The organism is Crocosphaera chwakensis CCY0110 (assembly GCF_000169335.1).
In the GTDB taxonomy this organism is placed as follows: Bacteria; Cyanobacteriota; Cyanobacteriia; order Cyanobacteriales; family Microcystaceae; genus Crocosphaera; species Crocosphaera chwakensis.
In genome coordinates this window covers 1-22,053 of record NZ_AAXW01000033.1, presented here as the reverse complement: position 1 = coordinate 22,053, position 22,053 = coordinate 1, and the positions used below count along the sequence as shown (strand labels likewise).

Sequence of the window (22,053 nt, the reverse complement as noted above, 5' to 3'; positions counted from 1 at the left end):
CGGTTTTTTATCGTTACTAAATAGTCATTTTTATGATAGAGAAAACAGCAAAAGATATCATTGAATCCATTTATCAAGCCATTAATAATCGAGAGATTGAGCAAGCGATGCAATGGGTTGATGATGATTGTATGTATGAAGATGTCAACTTTTCTAAGACATTTCAAGGTAAGGAAGCGGTTAAACATCTTTTTCAAGAATCCTGTGATAATGCCCCCAATGATTTTAAATTTGTTGTTGATGAAATCACAACAGGAGATCCCTTGAAAGTTGGGGTGTTATGGCACGTTGAATTAGATAATATTCCTATTCCCAATGGTAGAGGGGTCAGCTTTTATCGTATATCAGAAACAACAGGAAAACTGATTTTTGCTAGGGATATTGTTGAACCTCCTCTAAAACCAGGTAAACTATCTTTTGTAATTATTCGTTTAGTCACGCCTTTAATTAAAACATTGTTGAAACAAGATTCTAATCCACCCAAAACGCAATTAATTTTATCAAAATTATTATGGTTTCTCGCAGGAACTTATATCTATATTTTACTCTGTTCTTCTCCTAATTTTATTTTACCGGGGGAACCAGTTTGGGCTGTACAACCAGAAACTATCAAAGAAGTTATCAGTGAATCCATTAATTTTTTCTTTGTGTTACCCATTTTAAACATCCTAGGGATTTCTGTTATGAAATCTCCTATAGTTCATCCTGCCATTGAAGCACAATTTAACTTTGCTGAAGCTTGGATCTTTATGTTTCTGCCTTTATTATTAGCCGATAAACGGGTAAGAGATTTCCCAAAAGTTGCCCTTTGGAGTGTGGCGATGTTTCTTACTAATGTTTTTCTCTTGCCTTATATGGCCTTTAGATTCAAACAACCGAATTTAGAAAAAAGAGAAGAACCACAAAAAGGAATTTTAGAGCGTATTTTTGGCTGGACAGGGTTAATAGTTGGCATTACTGCCATTATCTGGCTATTTATAGGAAGGCCAGAATTTGGAGATTTGAGTCAAAGAATAAACTATTTTATAACACAATTACAGAGTAGTCGTGTGGTTATTGCTTTTGCTGTTGATCTCGTTTTATTTGCCATTTTTCAAATAGTTTTAATGGGTGCAGTTATTCCTCCTAAAAATCCACAACGTCCCTTAAGATTTATTCCTTTCTTTGGTCTAGCTTTTTGGTTAATTTTGTAGTAATTATTAGTTATTACAAATCATGCAGCATACTGTTTTAATTCATCTAAAGAAACCACTTCTAATGCTCTGATATGAGTCGCTTCTAAGACGACAGGAGGTGCAACTCCTGCATCTTTCGCTTCTTGCCAACGGGAGACGCACAAACACCAGCGATCGCCTGATTTTAATCCAGGAAAATGATAAGCTGGCATGGGGGTACTGAGATCATTTCCTTGTTGTTTAGTGAAGGTTAAAAATTCATCGGTGACTTGAGCGCATACTACATGAACACCGAAATCTTGTCCTCCCGTGCGACAATAACCATCACGATAATAGCCTGTCATCGGGTCACTACAACACAGTTGTAAATCCGTTCCTAATACATTTTGTGCGTCTATCATTGTTTAATATCTCATTATGGTGTTCAGAGAACTTGTTTTATTCTAAAATCAAAAGCCGAAATCTTGATGTATTTTACTGTGACCTGTTACCTTGAATGAGTCAAAGAGACTTCCTTTATGGCGCGACCATCTTTTAAGTCAAGAATACGACTAACGGCAATGCGATCGCCTGGTTTAACCCCAGAAATCACCTGATAAGATTGACCTTGAATGGCTCCCACTTCAACAGGAACTTGTTTAGCCACTAAACTATCTTGAGATTCTCCAGGTTGAGCTAAAAAGACAAATTTTTGTCCCCCTAAACTACTGACCGCAGTAGTGGGAACCAATACCCCTGGTTGCCTATCCCAGATAACTCTGGCGCGTACATATTGTCTATCCCGTAGACTACCATCGTTACGAAAGGCCATTTTCACCAAAACTGACTGAGCATTTTGATCGACTTGAGGGGCAATATAGGTGATTTGTCCTTGAACTCCTGAAGTGCCATTTTGGTTAATCAGTTCTACAGGGAGTCCTTTTTGGAGGCGGTTGCGGTTTTCGATGGGAACATTAACGTTGAGATAAAAGACTTGATTATCTGTAATCGTGGTAATTGGTTCACCAATGCTAACACTATCACCAATTTTTTTCTCATTAAACTCACCAATCACCCCAGTAATGGGAGCTTCCAAGAAATTATAGCCTAGGGTCACTGCTGTTGCTCCCTGTTGACCTTGCGCTTGAACAATTGAAGAGCGACGACTATCTACATTAGCCAATGCTTGATCCACCCGTCTTTCGGCTGCTCTTAAATTATTTTGCTGCGCTTTAAGAGCTTGTTGAGAAGCATCGCGAGTTTTAATAGTAGATTGCAGTTGAGCTTGAGTGGCGTTAAGGGTGCGAGTTGCGTCGTCAAGGGTTTCTGTGGGGACAACATCTTCTGATTCAAGGAATGTTGCTCGTTGATGATTCTTTTCAGCTAAGATTAACTCCGCTTGTACCCTTTGCACTTCAGCATCAGTGCTGGCTAAGTTGGCTCTAGCGGTTTCCACGTCAGCTAAGGCGCGATCGCGTTCTGCTTCCCGTTGGCGGTATTCAGCTTCTGCTGCTTTGAGATCAGCCATAGCAACCTTAAGATTACCCGTAGCGGCCACTAAATCTTGTTGTTGTTGCTGAGGTTCAATTTCAATTAATCTTTGCCCTTGACTTACCCTATCCCCTTCTCGGACAAAAATGGCTTTAATTCTTCCGTTGGTACGACTGGGGGCTAATTCTACTCGTTGTCTCGCTTCTAGGGTTCCCACATAGGCATTACTATCAACTAAGGTTGCTGCTTCGAGGGTTTGTAACTTCACTTCCACTGGTTGGGGTCCAGTAGCGGTGGTTTCGTTATTGGCGCAACCTGTAGTTAATAGGGAAACCATCAAAGCAGTTCCTAACCATTGCTGAGAGAATTGAAGGGGTTTCATGGAACTCAATATTTCTACGATCACCTCGAATGTAGCAAAATAAAAGACTTTTGGGTTTTAAGTTTCGTTAATTTAGATAAAGGTGTGAGGTGTTAGCAAGTTTAGTCTACAAAACTACCGAGGTTGATAAATAAGGGGTTTTCTAGGGTCTGAATAAGCAGCCATGCCACACTCTACCATTCTTTGAGTTAGGGCGGTATAGTTAAGTCGCCCCCCGGTAATTTGGTATTCTGGGCGAGGGTTGGGTAAATGGCCGACAGGGGCTTCTAAACTATAGTCAAGACTATATTTGAATTGTATCCATCCGTCTTGGTTACGCCATCCGATGCGAGTTCCAAAGTTATCATAAGCTTCGGTATCTACTAAGCGGCCCGGTCTATTGCCGGTTTCAACGAAGATAGGAAACTGAACGCTAAAGCCAAATCTTCCCCCAGAATATTGTTTCCAGAGATCATCTATGATTTTAAGATCCCAACAAGCAATATTTTTTACCTCATCTTGAGGTATCCAACCTTGTGCTTCACGGTTAACCGCTCGTAGCAGTAAGGTAGTGGTGGTTTCGTTGGCTTCTAGCCATTGTTTTTGTTGTAAGTCTTCTTGTAAAGGTGTGTAATCAATTTCGGTTTCTGGAGATATAAGAGAAGATTGATTATTAGGAGTTTCTTGGCCTAACACAGAAAAGCTTGAAACACCAGTTAACACTAAAGTCCACAGTAGTTTGTTTAATGGCTTAGTTATGTTTAGCATCGATGATTACACAATAATTGCAATGTGATTGTTATTTTGTAGCCTCTGTTTCATTTTAACAAGCTTGGTAGTAGGGTGTTGGGTGTAGAAACCAAGATGTCAGTTTAACTCCGAACGACGAACCCCCAACTCTCGTTAAGCGTTACCCTCTCAGATACAATAGTTTGTTGAAACAAACCCTGTTAGGACTATTTTATGAGTTGGACTCGCCATCATGTTTTAGGGTTAAATGATTGGACCCCAGAAGAATACGATACCCTACTACAAACCGCTTCTAGTTTCCGTGAAGTGTTATCGAGTCGCACTAAAAAAGTTCCTGCACTTCAAGGGGTGGTGGTAACAAATCTGTTTTTTGAACCGTCTACCCGTACCCGTAGCAGTTTTGAATTAGCTGCTAAGCGTCTTTCTGCTGATATCTTGAATTTTTCCCCTGGAAGTTCTTCTCTAACAAAGGGAGAAACGATATTAGACACCGCTAAAACCTATCTAGCGATGGGAACGAATCTGATGGTCATCCGTCACAAACAAGCAGGCGTTCCCCAAGCGATCGCTCAAGAAATGGATCGCCTTAAAACTGGAGTCGGTATTCTCAACGCAGGGGATGGACAACATGAACACCCATCCCAAGGATTATTAGATTTATTTACATTGTGTTGTTTACTTGATTTTGATAATCCAAGATTAGGCTTATTAAAAGGGAAAAAAATAGCGATCGTTGGCGACATTTTACATTCACGGGTTGCCCGTTCTAATATTTGGAGTTTAACCGCAGCCGGCGCTGATGTTCATTTAGTGGGGCCGCCGACGTTAGTTCCTGAATGGTTTAAGGGGATGCAAAATGAGTCCCATGAGGGTCAATTATTCTTAAATTGGGAGCTTAAATCTGCGTTAGATAAGGCTGATTTTGTGATGACGTTGCGGTTGCAAAAAGAAAGAATGACGGATTATTTGTTACCCAGTTTAAGGGAATATCATCAACAATATGGTATTAATCATCATCGTTTAGAATGGTGTAATTCTGATGTTAAAATCCTTCATCCTGGGCCAGTTAATCGCGGGGTAGAAATTAGTTCAGAATTAATGGATGATCCTGAATTTAGTTTAATTCAACAACAAGTAACGAGCGGTATTGCTGTAAGAATGGCTTTATTATTTTTAATTGGTACGTCTTCTGAAAAAAGTCAATAGTTAAACTATCTTTAATCTGTTGAGGTTGACTCAATTTTAAACTGACATCTTGCATTAGTACAAGAAAACTTAATAATTATCAGAAGGTAATCAATTGTGAATAACTTAGCGTCAAAATGAAATACTATTGCGGATTGCCTTTTGCCTCTTGCCTCCCTAAACTAGCTCATGTAATCGAAGGTGCAAGATATGAGTAAAGTTAAAATAACACCAAATTTTGAGTCTTGTAGTTTATCTGGAAAAGCTGTTTTTAATTCTGAATATTGAATATCAGGATAATTTTCTACATACTCTTTAACAACAGCTAAAACAAGACCATTTTTACCATATACATTATCTTTAAACTTATATTTAGGTCGATCATAATTATGGCTAACATTTCTAAAGTAGGTTTCAGTTAATACATAAATTTGGTTATCTTCTCCACGATATCTATTAACTGTTAAAGCAGCAAAGGATTACAATGAAGATGATTGTTCCGTGCATAAAGATAACGCTCCTGAGAATTTAGCCCGATTACGACAGATATCCCTTAATCTTCTCTCCCAAGAGAAAACAGATAAAATAGGGGTAGCTAACAAGCGTCTCAAAGCTGCGTGGGATAATAAATATCTTGCCAAAGTTTTAGGGATTTAGCGATCGCCTGATTAAAATAACTTCTGATGCGCGATCTCGGCAGAAGGTCGAAAAAAGGCTGCTCGTTTTTTCCAAAAACGGTCTTATCAAGCAGCATCTTTTCTTGTAGTAGGAGTGTTTGGGCAGGTTTTTGAAATTACCTGGTAATTTCAAACCTTGAACACATTATAATTCAATTTTGCCCACATTTTAGATGCGTTTGCCCTGATGAAATAGCTCTGATATCACTACCTTACAGAAGAATCATTACCGATGCTGAATTTCACTGGTTATCAACAAACAAAACTCCTCTACAATGGAACCCGAACCCAAGTCTATCAGGCACTGCGAACCGCCGATCAAAAATCTGTTGTTGTCAAAGTCCTACGCAACCCCAACCCCAGTTTTAACGAGTTAGTGCAGTTTCGCAATCAATACATCATCACCCGTCATCTGGAGTCACCCTACATCGTTAAATCTCTGGCTTTAGAACGCTACGGAAATGGCTATGCCTTGATTATGCTGGATCAGGGGGCGATTTCACTTTCAGACTATTGGAAAGCCTCAGAACGTTCGCTCGTTGAATTTTTGAGAATTGCCATTCAACTTTCAGAAGCACTTCACGATCTAAGCCAACAACGAATTATTCATAAAGATATTAAACCAACCAATATATTAATTCATCCTGAAACTCAGCAAATACAACTAATAGACTTCAGCATTTCTAGTTTACTCCCCAAAGAACAACAACAACTGGTTAATCCCAATATTTTAGAAGGAACCTTAGCTTATATTTCCCCCGAACAAACAGGACGAATGAACCGAGGAATTGACTATAGGACAGATTTTTACTCTCTCGGCATAACTTTCTATGAATTATTAACTGGAGAACTACCCTTTCCAACAACAGACCCAATGGAATTAGTGCATAGTCATATTGCTAAAGTTCCAGAAAAATTGGGGAAAGAGAAAGAGATTTCCCAGGTATTGTCAGACCTAGTTTTCAAATTAATGGCGAAGAATGCAGAGGAACGTTATCAGAGTGCCTTGGGATTAAAATTCGACTTAGAACAGTGTTTAGAACAGTTAGAAAATACCGGACATATCTTACCATTTAAACTCGGAAAGCAGGATTTATGCGATCGCTTTACTATCCCAGAAAAGCTATACGGAAGAGAAACCGATATTCAGCAATTACTGGATGCTTTTGAGCGAGTAGCCATCCCCTCTCAATCCTCAGTAGAAATGATGTTGGTAGCGGGATTTTCAGGGATTGGAAAAACCGCAGTTATTAATGAAATCCATAAACCGATAGTACGAAAACGGGGCTATTTTATCAAAGGTAAATACGACCAATTTAATCGCAATATTCCCTTTAGTGCATTTGTGCAAGCCTTTCGAGATTTAATGGGTCAACTGTTGTCTGAGTCAGATACAGAATTAGAAAACTGGAAACAAAAAATTCTGCAAGCAGTTGGAGAAAACGGACAAGTTTTAATTGAAGTCATTCCCGAATTAGAATACATTATTGGTCAACAGCCGAAGGTATCTGAACTGTCTGGAAGTGCCGCTCAAAATCGGTTTAACTTACTCTTTCAAAAATTCGTTCACATTTTCACCACAAAAGAACATCCCTTAGTGATATTTTTAGATGATTTACAGTGGTCGGATTTAGCTTCATTGAACTTGCTCAAACTATTAATGGAAAATTCAGAAATGGGTTATTTATTAATATTAGGAGCCTATCGGAATAATGAAGTTTTTCCAGCTCATCCTTTAATGTTGAGTTTAGATGAACTGCAAAAAAGTCAAGCTGTTGTTAATACGATTACTCTTAAACCCTTAACATTTAAGCAGATTAATCAGTTAATTGCGGATACTCTAGTCTGTGGAAAAGACAAAGCTCAACCGTTGAGTGAATTGGTGTATCAGAAAACACAAGGAAATCCATTTTTTACGACACAGTTTTTAAAAGGGTTGTACGAAGATAAACTGATTACCTTCAATCAAAACTTGGGATATTGGGAATGCGATTTATCCCAAATTCGTGATGCAGCTTTGACTAATGATGTCGTGGAATTTGTGGCGCAACGGTTGCAGAAATTGACGGAAGAAACACAACAGGTCTTGAAGTTAGCAGCCTGTATTGGCAATCAATTTGATTTAGAAACATTAGCAGTTGTTTGTGAAGAATCTCCAGAAAAAGTAGCCCGTGATATTTGGGAAGCCTTGCAAGAAGGATTAATTTTACCGATTAGTGAAGCCTATAAGTTTTTTCAAGGCAGTTTAGAAGAATCAATACAGACGGTAACAGTGAGTTATCGTTTCTTACATGATCGAGTTCAGCAGGCTGCTTACTCGTTAATCCCTGAAGAGCAGAAACAGGAAACTCACTTAAAAATTGGGCAACTGCTGCTAAACAGTACCCCAGCCACAGAATTAGATGAAACTTTGTTTACAATTGTCAATCAGCTTAATATCAGCAAATCCTTATTGGTTGAGCCACAACAACAAATCCAACTTACCGAACTTAATTTAAAAGCAGCACAAAAAGCAAGAGCTGCTACAGCGTATGTTGCTGCCTATCAGTATGCTACGACAAGTATTAATTTACTCAATTCTTCCCAACTTGAGGACTCAGGCTGGCAAGCCTATTATAACCTCGCCTTACCTCTCCATGAACTAGCCGCAGAGACTGCCTATCTCAATGGTGATATCACCTGTATGGAGGAATGGGCAAACATTGTTTTACAGCAGGCCAAAAATGCTGTGGATAAAATGGACATCTATGCAACCAAAATGCAGGCATATATGGCACAAGCCAAAAAGCTAGAGGCCCTCAACATCGGATTAGAAGCCTTAGAGTTGCTAGGTGTTAGCTTTCCAGAATCACCAACCTCGGTAGACATTGAGCAAGCATTGAATCGAACTGTGAGCAATCTGCAAGGAAAGGTAATAGAAGATTTAATTAATCTGCCTGTGATGACAGATAAGGAAAAGCTAGCTGTGGCTAAGATTTTAATCAGTGTGGGACCTCCAGCCTTTCAAGCCGCACGCAGTTTCTTTCCCTTAGTCATCTGTGAACTGGTAAACTTGTCACTCAACTACGGTAATTCACCCTTCTCTGGCTATGGGTATGCTTGTTACGGCATTTTCTTAAATTCTATTTTTCAAGATCCTGAATCGGCGTATCAATTTGGTCAGTTAGCGTTAAATTTATCGCAACGTTTCAACGCTCCTGATATGAAGTCATCAGTATTTATGGCAGTAGGAGTTTGTACGATTCATATCAAAGTTCATGCCAAAGAAACATTACCTATTCTACAGGAGGCATATCAAAGTGGACTGGAAGGGGGCAATTTTGAATTTCCTGCTTATGCTGCTGCCAACCGATGCCATTACTTGTATTTATTGGGGCAAGAACTGGGCAGCCTTGAAGCTGAGATGGAAACAATTAACGATGCTCTGGCTCGATTCAAGCAAGATAATGCTTTAGCGTGGAATAAAACCTTTCAGCAATCTATTATAAATTTGCGCTATCCTTCAGAAACTCCTTGTAATTTAGAAGGAATAGCATATAGCGAAAAAATATCTTTACCTCAGCTTAACGAAGCCGATCATCGAAGTGAACTTCACTATTTATATTTCAATAAATTAGTTCTCAACTATCTATTCGGAGAGGTAAAACAAGCCCAAAAAAATGCTTTACAAGCTGAACAATATTTAGATGCAGTGGAAGGAATTTTAGTAACCATTACGTTTAACTTCTATGATTCTTTAACCCATTTGGCTGTTTATCCATCTTTACCTAACTCCGAGTCAGAATCTATCTGGAGTCGAGTCACAAATAATCAGGCAAAAATGAAGCAATGGGCAACTCATGCCTCTATGAATTTTCAACACAAATATGACTTAGTTGAAGCTGAAAAATGTCGAGTTTTAGATCAAAAATTAGAAGCAATTGAACTCTACAACAAAGCCATTGCTGGAGCTAAAGAAAACGAATACATTCAAGAAGAAGCCCTTGCTAACGAACTCGCCGCTAAATTCTATCTAAATTGGGGTCAAGAAAAAATCGCTCAAACCTACATGATAGAAGCCTACTATTGTTATGCTCGTTGGGGAGCAAAAGCTAAAACAAACCAACTTGAAAAACTGTATTCTCAACTCTTAACCCCCATTCTTCAACAACCCAAAATCAGCTTAGAGACTCTGCAAACTTATATCCCACCTAGTCACCAAACCGCTCAGATAAGTAGCAGCACAAATGTTGGAAATTTACTCGACTTCAACAGCGTAATGAAAGCCTCTCAAGCCTTATCAGGAGAGATAGAACTCAATAAATTAATCACCCAACTGATGCAAGTAATATTAGGAAATGCGGGAGCAACTAAAGGCGTATTAATTTTTAATCGAAATCAACAATTAACTATAGAAGCCATTGCTACTCAGTCAGTAAAACAGGATAAAAATCTAACTATTACTCAACGAACTTCATCCTTAGAAAAAAGTTCAGATATCCCGCTCAAACTCATAAACCTCGTCAAACATCAACTCGAACCCCTTGTGATTAACGATATCCTCAATCAACCCGAATGGGCGAGTGATGCCTATCTAGTCAAACAACAACCGAAAAGTATATTGTGTTTGCCAATTTTAAGTCAAGGAAAACTGCAAGCAATTCTTTATTTAGAAAACAATCTCATCACCCAAGCCTTCACCCCAGAGCGTTTAGAAGTCCTCAAACTCTTATGTTCTCAAGCCGCAATTTCCCTAGAAAATGCTGAACTTTACCAACAATCTCAGAATTATGCTCATCAATTAAAACAAATTAATCAAGAACTAGAACAACGAGTAGAAGAACGAACAGCCGAACTCGCTGAAGCCAAACAAAAAGCCGAAACAGCAAACCAAGCTAAAAGTGAATTCCTCTCCAATATGAGCCACGAGTTAAGAACCCCTTTAAACGGAATTCTGGGTTATGCACAAATTTTAAAACGAGACTCCAATTTAACAAGTTTTCAAACTCAAGGATTAAAAATAATACATGAAAGTGGTCAACATTTACTGACCTTAATTAACGATATTCTTGACCTCTCAAAAATCGAAGCGCGGAAAATGGAAATATATCCAAAAGGCATACATTTTCCCAGTTTTCTTGACAGTGTCGCCGGAATTATAAAAATGCGAGCAGTAGACAAGAATATTTTGTTTAAATCCGAATTTGATTCTCAATTACCCCTAGGAATACAAGCCGATGAAAAGCGATTGAGACAAGTGTTATTAAACTTATTAGGAAATGCGATTAAATTTACAGATAGAGGACAAGTTACATTCCGTGTAAATGCCATTCAAACTGAAGCCAATCAAGCTCAAATTCGGTTTGAAATTGTTGATACAGGCGTGGGAATAACCCCTGAACAAGCCACGAAAATCTTCCAACCCTTTGAACAAATTGGAGACATAGAACGACGCGCAGAAGGAACGGGATTAGGACTAGCCATTACCCAACAATTAGTGGAATTAATGGGAAGTGAATTAAAAGTGAGTAGTACAGTAGGAGAGGGTTCAACATTTAGTTTTGAAACCGTGTTTCTCGTTGAGGAAACCGTTCCAGAAATGGTAGTAGAAACCCCTAAAAAAATTGTCGGATATCAAGGAGAAAAACGAACAATATTAGTGATTGATGACCGAGAAGAAACTCGATTACTGCTACACAATATGCTGAAAACTTTAGGATTTAATATTGTTTGTGGTGAAGATGGTCAACAGGAAATTCAACTCGCTAAACAAATTAAGCCGGACTTAATTGTAACAGATTTAGTCATGCCGAATAAAAGTGGTTTTGAAGCCATTCAAGAGATTCGAGAAATTCCAGAAATTGCCCAAATTCCGATTATTGCCGTTTCCGCCAGTGTTTTGGATACGGAACAGAAATCCAGTTTAATTTTAGGTTGTGATGATTTTATTACTAAACCCATTGATGAGAATAAGTTACTGAATTTATTGAAGAAACACTTACAGCTAGAATGGATTTATGAACCATTAAAAGCATCTAAACTCGAAGCATCAGGCATAATGGAAATTCCGCCAAAAGAAGAACTAACTCAATTCAATGATTTAGTTAAACGGGGTTTACTCCCGAAAGTTCAACAAAAAGCTGAACAGTTAAAAAAACAAGACAAAAAATATACCATTTTTGCGCAAAAAGTCGCCCAACTCGCCGAAGATTTTGAAGTGCAACAACTGCAACAATTTCTAGCGGAGCTTTCTGGTTGACAAAACAGGGTTCCGTTGCATCGTTATTAGATTGACTGGTGTCAACACCTGCACAACCATTGAGTAAGCCGACGAATGCTAAAGTAGTCAATAAACTTTATGTTAATTAAAGTGTTTTGTTTAAAATATGTAAAGTTAGGGAATATTAAAAAATTAAATCAGTTCTTTATGAGAAGCGACCCAATAAAAAGGTATTCCAAAAGCAATAGTGATCAATCCCATTAAAGATTCAACAGGGTTACTCTTAAAAATAAACACCAAAATCCAAACACTGAGTCCTAAGAAAATAAGAGGAGTAATCGGATAACCCCAAGTACAATAAGGTCGATGAGCATTAGGATATTTATAACGGTGAATAAATAGCCCTAATACTGTCAGAAAAGAAGATAAAGTTAGGGTAAATCCTAAATAGATTGTTACCGCTTCAAACGTGGAGGTAATTAAGAAAATTAAAACAATAGACAATTGAATGAGAATGGCATAATGGGGAACACCATTGGCATTTTTATGAGAAAGTTTCCGAAAAAAAGGAATATCCTCACCGATCGCTTCTGTTACTCTTGATCCAGCTAAAACCATCGAACTAATAGAAGAAATTAAGCCAATAGAAATTAATGAAGCCATTAATTTTCCACCAGAAGAACCGAAAATTTGATTAGCAGCAATATAACCCACTTCTAATTCTCCTGCCAACTTTTCAATGGGGGTCGTATACAGAAAAATAAAATTAAGCAACAGATAAAACCCCATTACCACTAACGTACCGATAAACAAAGAACGAGGTACATTTTTTTCAGGTTCTTCTAAATCACTGGCTAGATAAACCGAAGCATTCCACCCTAAATAAGAATAGGTAACATAAACAAAAGAAACTGCAAACGGAGAACTTAGAATTAAAGGAATATCCTCACCAGAAGGGGCAAAACTAATGTTTTGGGGATTGGCTAATAGAAAACCACAAACAATTAATAAAGCAATTAATAACACTTTAATTAGGGTAGAAATCTGTTGGAAAGAATTTACTAAAGCCATATTTTGTAAATTCACAAGAGAAATAAAAATGACCACTGCCACTGCCACTAATAAAGGGTTTAAGATGGGAAAAACACTCGATAAATAAGCCCCTAACGCCATCGCTGCTAAAGCAATGGGGGCTGCAAATCCCACTGTAACTGAAATCCATCCTGATAAAAACCCAATCACAGGGTGATAAATTTGCGATAAATAATGATATTCACCCCCTGATCTCGGCATAGCTGCCCCTAATTCTCCATAACATAATGCCCCACATAGGGCAAAAATACCCCCGATAAACCACAGACACAAAAGGGAAAACCCAGATTGAATATCAACGGTTTGAAACCCTAAACTGGTAAACACACCGGTGCCTATCATGTTAGCTATCACCAGACAGATAGCGGTTATTAGAGGGAGTTTTCGAGCTTGTTGCGCTTGTACGTTCATTCCACTCCTCAGTAATTTTATCAATTGCTCACTATTAAACTTTATATTTACGTTAATATGCCAAAAGTATTCCACCTGTAAATTTCACCAAGGCCATGAACCTTTAAGTAAACGCAGATAGGGACGCATACTAAATTGTAAATCGTCGAGAGAGAAATCTTCAGCTTGCTCGATTTTTTGGAGAAAAGGGATAAACCAATCAACGCGGTTGAGAAAAGCCTGATTAAAGGAGCTACGATAGTAGGAAAAAGCTCCCGCAGCATCAGTGGGATAATTCCCATCATAGTTGCTACCCACACGAAACGGCTTGTGTAAGTTGGTCGGACAAAAGACAAACCCCTCTGCTTTTTCGTAAACCAAGACAATATAATTGATTTCGTCTTTGAGGGCCTCAAGATGCCAAGTAGGGGTAAAAAGGTTCACAGGCAGGTACTCTCTTAATTATTAATCGAAGAAAAATGGCTCTTCTAGTTTGATTATGATAAATTACTAACAAAAATGCCAATTTAATAGAACTCTACGTCTAAAATTAAAGAGTTTATATTTGACCAATTTCTATAATCTGATTCAATAATTGTTCTTCGGTGGTAGCTGGTTCTAAACAAGATAAACCTTGACACACTAAACCAACAGCATTATCGGGTAAATTATTATCTAAACAATAAGCTGTGGTAGGAAAATATTGAGTCATTAACTTAGGTAATAGGGTTTCATTTGTTCTTACTAAACAGCCGAAATGATACCAATCTAAAGCCGTTAATAAACTGGGACAAGCGCGAGGAGATTCGCTTAAAATATGACTAAAAGCTTGTAATCCTTGTTCTGCTTTATCTAAATAGTCTAAATTATCTGTTAACCTAGCTAAGCGGACTAAATTACTGATAGCAATACCATTGGCTGAAGGAGTTGCATTATCAATATAGCTGCGTTCACGAACTAATAAATCATTACTATTATCGGCTGCATTGTTATAGTAACCTCCCATTTCTAAACTCCAGAAGAATTCGTCAAATTCTTGTTGAATTTCTATGGCTTTATCTAACCATTGAGTCTCTTGAGCATTAGCTGCGTGTAAATCTAATAAGGCTTTAATTAAAAACCCATAGTCTTCTGATTGGGCTAAAATTGAGGGATTTCCTTCATAATTAATGCGGTGTAATCGTCCATTAAGCCATTGTTTATTTAATATAAATTGAGTTGCATTACAACCTAATTGCCAATATAAAGGCTGTTTAAATATAGCATAAGCCCTTGCTAAACCAGAAATCATTAAGCTATTCCAAGCCACAATCATTTTAGTATCGGTTACCGCAGGAATGCGTCCTGGCCAGTTAATTTCTTGAGCTTCTTGATTATTTTTAGCAGGTAGAAATGTTTCTAAATTGTTCCTGGAAGTTCCGTATCTTTCCTGAAATAGTTTATCTAAAATGATTTCAATACTATCAGAGAATTTACTACCATTACGTCTTTGTAAAACATTTTTTCCTTCAAAATTGCCCTCTGGTGTGATAGTAAAAACTTCCGTTAATTCTTCTAATTTTTTGGTGTTTAATAACTGTTCTAACTGTTCATATTTCCATACATAAAATGTCCCTTCTTCTGGTTCTTTGTCTTCTTTTGTAGCAAAACTATCCGCGTCTTGTGCTGCATAAAAATAACCTTCTGGGGAGGTCATTTCCCGTTGTAACCACTGTACCGTTAACGCGATCGCTCGTTCAAAGGCGGGTTCTTGTTGTCCGTTACTCCACAAATTAGCTAAATATTCCATAATTTGCCCGTTATCGTAGAGCATTTTCTCAAAATGGGGAACTGTCCAAGTAGAATCTACTGTATAACGATGAAATCCACCCCCAACATGGTCAAAAATTCCACCTAAAGCTAAATCTTGTCCCCTTTGTATCACTAATTTCTGTCTTTCTTCTGGTTCTCCGAATAAAAAGCGAGTGCCTTCTAAGGCTAAGTTGCTATAAGGAATCATAGGAAAACAAGGACGGCCAAAATCTTCAGCTGTCACCTGTATTATTTTTGTGTTAACATCAACGCCACGATAAATTAATTGAGCATTATTAACATCAATTTCACTCATTGGTAACGTCGCTGACTGTTGTAACCCTTTTAATATTTCTTGTTTAAACCCGTTTAATTTCTCTTTTTCAACATCATAAAAATGACGAATTGATTGTAATACTTGTAAAAAACCCGGACGACCATAACGGGGTTCAACGGGAAAATAAGTTCCTCCATAAAACGGAACTAAGTCTCCTGGTGTTAGAAAAATATTTAACGGCCAACCCCCTTGTATTCCCATCATTTGTAGAGAAGACATATAAATACTATCGAGGTCTGGACGTTCTTCTCGATCTACTTTTATTGGCAGAAAATTATCATTAAGATAAGTTGCGATCGCCTGATCAGAAAACGCTTCTCCTTCCATCACCGTACACCAGTGACAGCTAGAATAACCAATGGAGAGGAAAATAGGTTTATTTTCTTGTTTCGCAGCTTCTAGAGCTTCTTCGCACCAATACCACCAATCTATAGGATTTTCAGCGTGTTTACGAAGGTAGAGACTTTGGGTATTGGCCAGACGGTTAGGCATAATATTTAGTTAATAAAAATCTAACTCTTTTCATCCTACCATCTTCTCTTTATTTGATTTTGGTTAATTAATGAATAAAGATTAAAATTATAAAAGTTATCAATCATTGATTAATAGACAGATAAGATGATAGACCACTAAGAAAACAGTTTCATATTAGGTTAAGATAACATAGGTAAGAATTAGCTTTCTTTGACTGGGGAGGAGTGGTAACGATGTTTAAATATTTTCTATCCATGACAGCGTTAATGGTATCTGTAGCAGGAATTGGCGTTTCTTTAGCAAGAGAAGAATTTAGATGTTATTTAGGGTTAGTATCGGCTGCTTGTGATTCCTCGGAAATTAAGTCAACATCACCAACTAAAGATGACTCTATATTAAATCAAGAATTCACAAAAAATAGTGATTCTCACGATCAAGAAATAGCAGAACCACAACCCTCATTAAATGCTAAATCTTCTGAAAGTTTAGTTCCCAACCAATCTCAACAAGAAAAGGGTAATTCTTCTGTCAGAGAAACTTTTGAATCTGATAGTAAGTTTATTTCCGTTGAAGAACTATCTCGCATTCCTAAAGAAAAACCAGAGAGTAATGTAGATAATTCTGTTCCTTCTGGAGAAGAGGGTTATGTAGGCATTCCTATTGAAGTTGAACCCTTTAATGAAGGAAATAATTAAGAGATTTGAGGAAAACTTATTATGAATCAACCATGTTAGATCAAATTATTATTCTAATTATTAGTGGTTTAGGTTCGGGACTACTAGCAGGAATTTTAGGTATTGGTGGAGGGGTGGTTTTAGTTCCTCTTTTACTCGCTTTAAATTATACGCCATTACAAGCAGTTGCTACCAGTAGTTTAGCCATTGTTATTACTTCTTCTTCAGGAAGTATTCAAAATTGGCGGATGGGATATTTAGATTTTAAGAGAGTTATTTTATTAGGAATTCCTGCTATTATTACGGCACAATTTGGGGTGATTGTCGCTAATTATATTCCTGAATTTGTTTTATTAACAGCCTTTGGTTGTTTGTTGATTTTCAACATCTTTTTAAGTAATATCCGTCGCCAATTAGTTACCGCGTCCCATCAACAATCTAGTAGTAGATTATCTGAAAAATTGGCTTGCTTATTTACAGGAGGAATCGGTGGATTTTTAGCTGGTTTGTTTGGTATTGGGGGAGGAGTGATTATGGTTCCTCTACAAATGTTATTGTTAAAAGAAACTATAAAAGTGGCCATACAAACCAGCTTGGGGGTAATTGTTATTACTTCTATTTCTTCATGTTTGGGTCATGCTTTGAATAATAATGTTTTATGGTTAGTAGGAATTATTTTAGGGTTGGGGGGATTAATTGGGGCGCAAATTAGTGCGAGATTTTTACCCAGATTACCTGATAAAGTTGTTCGTTTTTCCTTCTATTTCATGTTGGCGATATTATCCGTTTATACCTTTTGGGAAGCTTGGAAAATTTACACCACTAATTAATAGAGTTGGGAGATAATTAAGAATTAATCACTGGTTAATGTCCACTGATAACTGTTCCCCATCTTTAACTTGATTCAAAAGTTGATGAAGTTCTTCCCCTTCTATGACTTCAACAGCTAATAATTGTTGAGAAATTTGTTCTAAGAGATCGCGGTTACGATTAAGAATAGATAACGCTTGTTGATGGCCAGAATCAACAATTTGTTTAACCTCTTCGTCAATGGCTTTTGCTGTTTCCTCACTCACCAAACGGCGAGGGTTAACGCCACTATTTCCCAAAAAATTAGCTTGTTGCCGTTTTTCGTAAGCCAACGGTCCTAATACCTTACTCATTCCGTAGGTGGTGACCATGCGTTCAGCAATATCTGTAGCCCGTTGTAAATCATCTGAAGCCCCATTAGTAACACTACCAAAGACAATCTCTTCTGCAGCCCGTCCCCCTAATAACATAGCAATTTGTTGACGAAATTCTGTATCACTCATCAAAAAACGGTCTTCGGTGGGCATTTTCAAGGTATAACCCAACGCAGATAAACCCCTAGGGACGATAGAAATTTTAGACACTTTACCCCCTCCCGGCATGACAGCCCCCACTAAAGCGTGACCAACTTCATGATAAGCGACAATTTTCTTTTCAAAATCCCCTAAAACTCGGCTTTTCTTCTCTAAACCAGCGACAACTCGTTCAATGGCTTCTTTAAAGTCTTCCTGGGTTACATATTCCCGTTGATTTCTTGCTGCTAATAGGGCCGCTTCATTGACTAAGTTTGCTAAGTCAGCGCCGGCAAATCCTGGGGTGTGGGTGGCGATATCTTTGAGGTTAACATCGGGGTCAATTTCTACCCGTTGGGCATAAATTTCTAAAATAGCCAATCGTCCGGATAAATCCGGACGATCAACCAATACTTGACGGTCAAAACGTCCTGGTCTTAATAGGGCTGAATCGAGGGTTTCTGGGCGATTGGTGGCTGCTAAAACGATCACTGTGGCATCCCCCACGGCAAAGCCATCCATCTCCGTTAACAGTTGATTTAAGGTCTGTTCCCGTTCATCGTTACTGCCACTGAGGCCGTTACCCCCACTACGAGACTTACCAATGGCATCTAATTCATCAATAAAAATAATACAGGGGGCTTGTTTTTTGGCCTGTTCAAATAAATCTCTTACCCTAGCGGCCCCGGTTCCGACAAATAATTCTACAAATTCCGACGCAGAGATGCTAAAAAAGGTAACACCTGCTTCCCCTGCAACCGCTTTTGCTAAGAGTGTTTTTCCTGTCCCTGGTGGCCCTACTAATAACACCCCTTTGGGTATTCTGGCCCCGATACGACTAAAGCGATCGGGATTTTTGAGAAATTCGACAATTTCAACTAATTCGGTTTTCGCTTCTTCAGCCCCGGCCACATCAGCAAAGGTAATTCTTGCTGCTTCTCCTTCAACATACACTTTAGCTTTACTTTTACTGAAGGCTAATGATCCTCGATCTTCATTGCGATAGAGTAAAAATTGCATGGCTAAAACCAGGATAATCGGAGGAATCACCCAAGCAAGAAGGGTACTCACCCAACTATTTTTAGGAGGTGGGGATGCTTCAAAAATGATCCCTTTTTCTTGGAGTAAGGTAGGTAAATTAGGATCATCAATAGGAATGGTGGCTAAAACTTCTCCTGTAGTACCCGAAGGTTTGGCTTGAGAGGGGGGTGAAGCGGTTGGCCCGTGGAGAGGGTTATTAGAGTTATTGGTGTCGCCTAAGGGGGTTTCTGGTAGGGGTAATAAGTCTTCGGAAGGAGACAACAAGGATAAGGACTTGAGTTGATAAAGAATTAAACTGTTACCTATTTTGACTCTGGCCACTTTATTATTTTCGACTTTTTCTAGAAATTCGCTATAGGGTTCGATGGGGACTTCGTTATCAGAACGATTAGTGTAGTAGTAGATAAGGTAGATGAAAAAAATCACGCCAACTCCCATTAATATCAAACTACCGAGAGGAGGAAGACGTAGAAAGCGAGAGTTATTTTTGAGTCCCATGATAATTGCCCACTTTGCTGCGAAGACTATTACTCTTTTATAGCTTAGCAGTTTGATTTTTGATTAGGGATTGGGGAATAAAGCCGCGATCGCCTGGATGCTCAAGGTTTTTTCAGGTTGATGAATATCTATTAAGTTTGGGAGTTATTTTCGTTTTCTAAAAGTTCATGTCATTGTGAATGTAGGGAAATTAAATCATTTTGAAGTGTTCGCCAAATAAGTGGTAATTTTACCTGGAAATATTCATGGAAAATTATGTTTCGCATATCTCCCATCAAACGCCAAGGAATATGAGGATAACGTAACTGTATCTCACTGGGAATATTTCTAGCTGCCTCACCAATAATTCCAAAATCATAGAGAACAGCTTTAATAATTGTTCTATTATTACTAAACTCTTCAAAGGTCATATTTGCTGTTCGTTCCAAAATGTCATCAATCGATTCCATAATGTCTTGAATACGCAGTTGCCACTTTCTATAAGGCATGAATTACATCCTTTAATACAGGTTCTCTTAAGTGTTCTCTTAAAGTATCTTCTGTTCCCAAATCAACAGAACAGTTGAGAATATCTTGTAAATACAGTCGAATTTTGATAAACTCGAATAATCCCATTTCTCGATTCAATTCTACTAAGAAATCTACATCACTATCGGGACCAGCTTCATCCCTTGCTACTGAACCAAACAGAGACAAAGATTTTACTCCTAATTTTTCTAATTGTTCTCGATGTTCTGCTATAATTTTGAGTACCTCATGTCGTTTCATTTTTATTCCCTCTAAATTTGCTCAACAATAAAATTAGAAATACTAATGATAGTGAGTCATCAAGTTTTTCCATATTATTATAGCTCTTTTAAAGTATCGATAGCGTTAAAGTATAGTTAATATGGAAACCTCAGTTCAACTAAATTAAACTTATCTTTAACTTAATTGGTTCCATAACTTCATTAAGCGATAAAATAACAGTTAGATGTCAAATGTAGAACTTGTCTATTCCCATATTTATATAATTATGTCTGAATCCAACTCTTTAGCTAATCGTTATCAGCAACTCATTGATTCTATTGTGGAGATTACCTTACAAGGAAAAATTCGATCAAAAGAACAAGTTTATCGGATGTTGTTAAAAGAGATTGAATCAGGAACAGGAGAAATTTTTGAACGTATCCTTGATACAAATATCCAAAAAACCACGGCACAATTAGAAAAAAAATTAAAAGCAACTCGTATTTTAAGGGCTTTGCAAACTATTCAAGGAGAATGGGAACGCTGGCAAAAAGAAAATCAAAAAGAACAGGTTATTACTTTAGCCTTAGAACAAATTAATAAGACTGACTCTCAACATTTACTATCTTCTTTTTTACCTTTTTTAGACCAAAGTAATCATAATAGTTTAAATCGAGAACAATTAGAAAAATTATCTCAATCTCTTAAAGAGTCTAATAACAGGACAGAAACTTTAGAATTAGCCAATGGTATCAGGGACGGATTAAAAGAATTTTCTCGTTTAGAACCTGAGTTAATTACTTGGATTTATGAACAAAGTCAAAGTACATTAGGGTTCGGTTCAGAAAAACAAGGTCCTTGGCCTTGGTGGGAGAAAAAAACAAGTTTACCTCTAGCACAAATGCTGTTTAAAACCTTAGCTAATAATGAATCTATTAGAGAGGTATCGAATAAAAGTCATCAGGTAGAATTAAGGGCATGGGTTGAATTAATTCTACTATTATACTTCTTAGAAAGAGGATTAGTTAAATGGTTTGATGAACAACCTTATAATGCTAAATTTGGTCAACGGTTATCTTATAGTACCTTGTTAATTTTTTCGATGATTTTTGCTCAACTCTCTCAAGGATTTACTGGAAAAAATAGCAATTTAAGAGAAGGTTATTTTTTAATGATGTTACAATCATTACGTCAGTTAACTAAGCGTAAAGATTTTCCTTTATATGGCGGTATTTTTGCTTCTTTTTCTGGTGAGAATTTGCAATATACATTAACTTATTTTGATGATCCTTTAAAAGAAGTAGAAAGAACCCAAGAAAAAGCAAGAATTTTGACATTACTGGCTTATTCTCAACTAACGTTAGGAAATTATAAACAAGCAAAACAATTTCATTTAGAAGCATTAGAAATTGCTCAAGAATCTTCAGACAAACCCTGTGAAATCGCTAATTTTAATCATCTTAGTCGCATTTCTATTGCGGAAAAAGATTACGATCAAGCGATTAATTATAGTCAAAGGGCATTAATGTTTTCTCGTCAAGTTGGTGATAAACTAGGAGAAGCTAACGGACTCATTAATGTAGGTTATAGCGAAGTATTTCGTGCAAAAGAACTTGAACAAATGAATACCGAAATTTATGAATCTGCTATTAATTATTTAGAACAAGGTGCCACATTAGCGGAACGATTAGAAGACTATCAAAGTCAAGCCTTAGCTTATAATAGTTTGGGCATTGCTTATGTCATTTTATCCCAACCCTCTGCTGCTATTACGGCTTTAGAGAAAGGCATTAAAATGGCGTTAAATTCTGGTAATACTTACCTTCAAGGATTAAACTTTACCTACTTAGCAGAAGCCTATTATACTTTAGAAAATTTACCTCAAACT

At 37.5% G+C, this 22,053-nt stretch carries 15 protein-coding genes and 1 pseudogene; 7 read left to right on the top strand and 9 right to left on the bottom strand.

The annotated features are described in order from the left end of the window. Positions 1-32: 32 nt before the first annotated feature. A complete protein-coding gene (locus CY0110_RS17955) occupies positions 33-1,193 on the top strand; it encodes a nuclear transport factor 2 family protein (protein ID WP_008276936.1) in 1,161 nt (386 codons plus the stop codon). A gap of 20 nt (positions 1,194-1,213) precedes the next feature. Here the strand turns inward: CY0110_RS17955 and CY0110_RS17950 are convergent, their stop codons facing one another. From CY0110_RS17950 to CY0110_RS17940, 3 genes are all read right to left on the bottom strand, one after another. After that, positions 1,214-1,576, bottom strand: coding sequence for a DUF2237 family protein (locus tag CY0110_RS17950; RefSeq protein ID WP_008276935.1), 363 nt, complete (start codon positions 1,574-1,576; stop codon positions 1,214-1,216). Positions 1,577-1,662: 86 nt separating this feature from the next. Then, positions 1,663-3,027 (bottom strand): efflux RND transporter periplasmic adaptor subunit, encoded by a 1,365-nt coding sequence (locus tag CY0110_RS17945; protein ID WP_008276934.1) that lies wholly within the window; start codon positions 3,025-3,027, stop codon positions 1,663-1,665. 114 nt (positions 3,028-3,141) lie between these two features. Beyond that, positions 3,142-3,774 (bottom strand): GUN4 domain-containing protein, encoded by a 633-nt coding sequence (locus CY0110_RS17940; RefSeq protein WP_035799876.1) that lies wholly within the window; start codon positions 3,772-3,774, stop codon positions 3,142-3,144. Positions 3,775-3,969: 195 nt separating this feature from the next. On the opposite strand from CY0110_RS17940, the gene CY0110_RS17935 reads away from it, so the two are divergent. From CY0110_RS17935 to CY0110_RS17930, 3 genes and pseudogenes are all read left to right on the top strand, one after another. Further along, on the top strand, positions 3,970-4,962 hold the full coding sequence (locus CY0110_RS17935) for an aspartate carbamoyltransferase catalytic subunit (protein ID WP_008276931.1): 993 nt from the start codon (positions 3,970-3,972) through the stop codon (positions 4,960-4,962). Positions 4,963-5,421: 459 nt separating this feature from the next. Next, positions 5,422-5,598: pseudogene (locus tag CY0110_RS28735) on the top strand (transposase); the annotation flags it as partial. 252 nt (positions 5,599-5,850) lie between these two features. Further along, positions 5,851-11,856: a hybrid sensor histidine kinase/response regulator gene (locus CY0110_RS17930; RefSeq protein ID WP_008276929.1), complete on the top strand. Its 6,006-nt coding sequence runs from the start codon at positions 5,851-5,853 to the stop codon at positions 11,854-11,856. A 153-nt stretch (positions 11,857-12,009) separates the two neighbouring features. On the opposite strand, the gene CY0110_RS17925 is transcribed toward CY0110_RS17930, so the two are convergent. The 3 genes from CY0110_RS17925 to CY0110_RS17915 all read right to left on the bottom strand — a co-directional run bounded on the left by CY0110_RS17925 (position 12,010) and on the right by CY0110_RS17915 (position 15,919). After that, positions 12,010-13,320, bottom strand: coding sequence for an APC family permease (locus tag CY0110_RS17925; RefSeq protein ID WP_008276928.1), 1,311 nt, complete (start codon positions 13,318-13,320; stop codon positions 12,010-12,012). 84 nt (positions 13,321-13,404) lie between these two features. Further along, on the bottom strand, positions 13,405-13,743 hold the full coding sequence (locus tag CY0110_RS17920; RefSeq protein WP_008276927.1) for a hypothetical protein: 339 nt from the start codon (positions 13,741-13,743) through the stop codon (positions 13,405-13,407). A 115-nt stretch (positions 13,744-13,858) separates the two neighbouring features. Further along, positions 13,859-15,919 carry a thioredoxin domain-containing protein gene (locus CY0110_RS17915; protein WP_008276926.1) on the bottom strand — a complete coding sequence of 687 codons (2,061 nt, stop codon included), beginning with the start codon at positions 15,917-15,919 and terminating at the stop codon, positions 13,859-13,861. 215 nt (positions 15,920-16,134) lie between these two features. On the opposite strand from CY0110_RS17915, the gene CY0110_RS17910 reads away from it, so the two are divergent. Both CY0110_RS17910 and CY0110_RS17905 read left to right on the top strand, forming a co-directional pair. Then, complete coding sequence (locus CY0110_RS17910) at positions 16,135-16,596, top strand: hypothetical protein (RefSeq protein WP_157464609.1); 462 nt, start codon at positions 16,135-16,137, stop codon at positions 16,594-16,596. Between the two features lie 32 nt (positions 16,597-16,628). Further along, positions 16,629-17,405 (top strand): sulfite exporter TauE/SafE family protein, encoded by a 777-nt coding sequence (locus CY0110_RS17905; RefSeq protein ID WP_008276924.1) that lies wholly within the window; start codon positions 16,629-16,631, stop codon positions 17,403-17,405. A 27-nt stretch (positions 17,406-17,432) separates the two neighbouring features. Here CY0110_RS17905 and ftsH read toward each other — a convergent pair whose 3' ends face one another. The 3 genes from ftsH to CY0110_RS17890 form a co-directional block, all read right to left on the bottom strand. Beyond that, a complete protein-coding gene (ftsH, locus tag CY0110_RS17900) occupies positions 17,433-19,436 on the bottom strand; it encodes an ATP-dependent zinc metalloprotease FtsH (RefSeq protein WP_008276923.1) in 2,004 nt (667 codons plus the stop codon). 170 nt (positions 19,437-19,606) lie between these two features. After that, the gene (locus CY0110_RS17895; protein WP_008276922.1) at positions 19,607-19,924 is read right to left on the bottom strand and encodes a HepT-like ribonuclease domain-containing protein; all 318 of its coding nucleotides are present in this window, start codon (positions 19,922-19,924) and stop codon (positions 19,607-19,609) included. Continuing rightward, complete coding sequence (locus tag CY0110_RS17890; protein WP_008276921.1) at positions 19,914-20,204, bottom strand: nucleotidyltransferase family protein; 291 nt, start codon at positions 20,202-20,204, stop codon at positions 19,914-19,916. Before CY0110_RS17890 ends, CY0110_RS17895 begins: the two co-directional genes overlap by 11 nt. Positions 20,205-20,451: 247 nt before the next feature. Here CY0110_RS17890 and CY0110_RS17885 point away from each other — a divergent pair. Beyond that, positions 20,452-22,053 (top strand): tetratricopeptide repeat protein (locus tag CY0110_RS17885; RefSeq protein ID WP_008276920.1); only part of this gene is annotated, 1,602 nt, incomplete at its 3' end.

Coding starts and splice junctions, on each gene's coding strand:
- CY0110_RS17955 (WP_008276936.1), top strand. CDS start 33: ATGATAGAGAAAACAGCAAAAGATATCATTGAATCCATTTATCAAGCC.
- CY0110_RS17950 (WP_008276935.1), bottom strand. CDS start 1,576: ATGATAGACGCACAAAATGTATTAGGAACGGATTTACAACTGTGTTGT.
- CY0110_RS17945 (WP_008276934.1), bottom strand. CDS start 3,027: ATGAAACCCCTTCAATTCTCTCAGCAATGGTTAGGAACTGCTTTGATG.
- CY0110_RS17940 (WP_035799876.1), bottom strand. CDS start 3,774: ATGCTAAACATAACTAAGCCATTAAACAAACTACTGTGGACTTTAGTG.
- CY0110_RS17935 (WP_008276931.1), top strand. CDS start 3,970: ATGAGTTGGACTCGCCATCATGTTTTAGGGTTAAATGATTGGACCCCA.
- CY0110_RS17930 (WP_008276929.1), top strand. CDS start 5,851: ATGCTGAATTTCACTGGTTATCAACAAACAAAACTCCTCTACAATGGA.
- CY0110_RS17925 (WP_008276928.1), bottom strand. CDS start 13,320: ATGAACGTACAAGCGCAACAAGCTCGAAAACTCCCTCTAATAACCGCT.
- CY0110_RS17915 (WP_008276926.1), bottom strand. CDS start 15,919: ATGCCTAACCGTCTGGCCAATACCCAAAGTCTCTACCTTCGTAAACAC.
- CY0110_RS17910 (WP_157464609.1), top strand. CDS start 16,135: ATGTTTAAATATTTTCTATCCATGACAGCGTTAATGGTATCTGTAGCA.
- CY0110_RS17905 (WP_008276924.1), top strand. CDS start 16,629: ATGTTAGATCAAATTATTATTCTAATTATTAGTGGTTTAGGTTCGGGA.
- ftsH (WP_008276923.1), bottom strand. CDS start 19,436: ATGGGACTCAAAAATAACTCTCGCTTTCTACGTCTTCCTCCTCTCGGT.
- CY0110_RS17895 (WP_008276922.1), bottom strand. CDS start 19,924: ATGCCTTATAGAAAGTGGCAACTGCGTATTCAAGACATTATGGAATCG.
- CY0110_RS17890 (WP_008276921.1), bottom strand. CDS start 20,204: ATGAAACGACATGAGGTACTCAAAATTATAGCAGAACATCGAGAACAA.